General features: G+C 53.5%; 3 protein-coding genes and 1 pseudogene. All 4 read right to left on the bottom strand.

Features of this window, described 5'->3' with window-relative positions:
- Positions 1-44: 44 nt before the first annotated feature.
- The gene (locus ACEWE8_RS25975) at positions 45-635 is read right to left on the bottom strand and encodes a site-specific integrase (RefSeq protein WP_080952134.1); all 591 of its coding nucleotides are present in this window, start codon (positions 633-635) and stop codon (positions 45-47) included.
- An 87-nt stretch (positions 636-722) separates the two neighbouring features.
- Complete coding sequence (tnpB, locus tag ACEWE8_RS25970) at positions 723-941, bottom strand: IS66 family insertion sequence element accessory protein TnpB (protein WP_223255132.1); 219 nt, start codon at positions 939-941, stop codon at positions 723-725.
- 133 nt (positions 942-1,074) lie between these two features.
- Positions 1,075-1,589: pseudogene (locus ACEWE8_RS25965) on the bottom strand (transposase); the annotation flags it as partial.
- Positions 1,590-1,655: 66 nt separating this feature from the next.
- Positions 1,656-1,980, bottom strand: a 325-nt coding sequence (locus tag ACEWE8_RS25960) for a hypothetical protein (RefSeq protein WP_395589442.1), incomplete at its 5' end; no start/stop codon positions are given.

Below are 1,980 nucleotides of genomic sequence, written 5' to 3'. Positions count from 1 at the left end.
AAGGCTTTCGGCAGGCCGCTGGAGGAGCGGCTGAGCACCTACACTTACTCCTGCGCAATGGGGGTCGAAAAAACCCCGCCAAGCGCCTCGGCTGCAGTGCTGGCTGCTGCGAGCAGCGTCTCGTCAGCAAGGTGGCTGTATCTTTGGGTTGTTTTGATCTGCGTATGCCCAAGGATTTTCTGGACCTCGTACAGCGATCGCCCGGCGTTGATCAAAAGGCTTGCAAACGAGTGACGCAGATCGTGTACGCGGAAGCCGGCCAAGCCTGCACGCTTTCTTGCTGCGTCCCAAGCGTAGTAGGTTTGCACATATGGCTTACCGGTTCCTGGGTTAGCAAATACCCATTCGCAGTTCTTTAGTTTACCCCGACGGGAATGCTCCATCTTTACGGCTTTAAGCAGTTCGAGGACACTGTCGGAGAGAGGTACAAAACGAGCCTTGCCTATTTTGTTAACAGCTATTCCCCAAAATTTCTTATCCAAATCAAACTCACTCCAGCGCGCATCTAATACTTCGCACTTCCTGGCACCGGCAAAGATGAGCATCGGCATAATATATTTGAGCATCTTGGACTCACTACCTTGAATTGCAGCATGCAGTTGTCTCGTCCCCTCAAATGTTAAATACCTTTCTATTTTGTTGTTCTATTCAAACAACCGAACACCGGTAGTTGGGTTTTTCGTAACCCCGTGTGTCTCTCAGCGAATAGTCAAGTTAAAAATTTAGCGCATCACCACCAACAATCGATTTGCAGATACAGGTGCAGCGCCACTGACGCGACGTTTTTGGTGCATTGAGATAATGTCTGCTTTGGTGATCTCGTCTAGATAGCGATTACGGGCTTTATTGAGGAAGACGAAAAACACGGGGTCGAACACGGCGACTTTGATTTCCAGCTCGACCAGGGCAGTGAGGCCGTCGATGGACTTTCGAAAACCCACAGGCTTGAGTAGAGGTAGACTTTTCGACTTTGCTGTCGGGACGCATCATGGTGGGCTGGCTCCTGAAAGAAACCGGGAGCGCAGCATCGGGCATCAGGTGGACGCTTGGAATGTGGGGATGATGGATCCCTTACGTTTTATCCCGCCAGCTTTTCAGCTGCTGGAGGATCGGCAGGCTTCTTTCCTGGCGCCCGATGAACCGATGCTCATCGCTGGCATCTTTCAGTTCACGCTTGATGCCAGCTTGTTGATCATCCCCAAAACGATGTCAGCACGCCCGGTTTTGCCCTTGGGCTGCACCTTCTGCGCCTCGATGAACTTGCACCACACATGCACCATGCACGCCAAGCGCTCGGCACCAGGCTGCAACGCCAATGCGTTGTAACCGGCGTAATCGACATTCATCACGTAGCCGCGATAGCCCTCCAGCAGGCGCAACGCTACCTCTTGCGCGCGGCTGGTGGTGTAGTCGAATCACACAACTTGCCGATCGGGCGGCCCACTGGCCTGCACCCACATCCAGGACTGGCTGGTCGGATCGCGATTCGGTTCTTTCGAGACCTGCACTCGCCTTTCGTCGCAGTGGATCACCGGGCTTTCCTGCAACCCATCGCGCATCAGGTTCAACAGCGGCTGGAAATGCTCGCTGCGGCTCGCTTTCCGGCTCATTGAATATCGCCAGTTGGTTGGAGAAAGTCAGTACCTCCGACAGGCTCAGGCGCTGAACTGCTGACTTAGTAGATCTATAGGCACATCGTGATGCTGCACTAACACCTCAGCATCCCAGCCTTTGGTCGCGTTCCAGTAAGTACATGAGCCCGTCGAATAGCGATCCGGCCAGCACATGACGTCGCCCTGCTCAATCCGAGCAGGTGAGGGCATTTTGATGATCGTGTAGCCGCCATGTTCCTCTACCCAGATCGCCACGCGATCCAGATTCATCTTCTCGACCACTCCAACGATCAGCATCCTAGTTCCCTCCATAAGCAGGCATTGCAGATAACACCATAGAACATCAAATTGCCACAGTACCTCAACC

The organism is Pseudomonas sp. TR47 (assembly GCF_044143025.1).
In the GTDB taxonomy this organism is placed as follows: Bacteria; Pseudomonadota; Gammaproteobacteria; order Pseudomonadales; family Pseudomonadaceae; genus Aquipseudomonas; species Aquipseudomonas putida_E.
The sequence above is the reverse complement of the archived record's forward strand: the minus strand, read 5'-3'. Positions and strand labels throughout refer to the sequence as shown.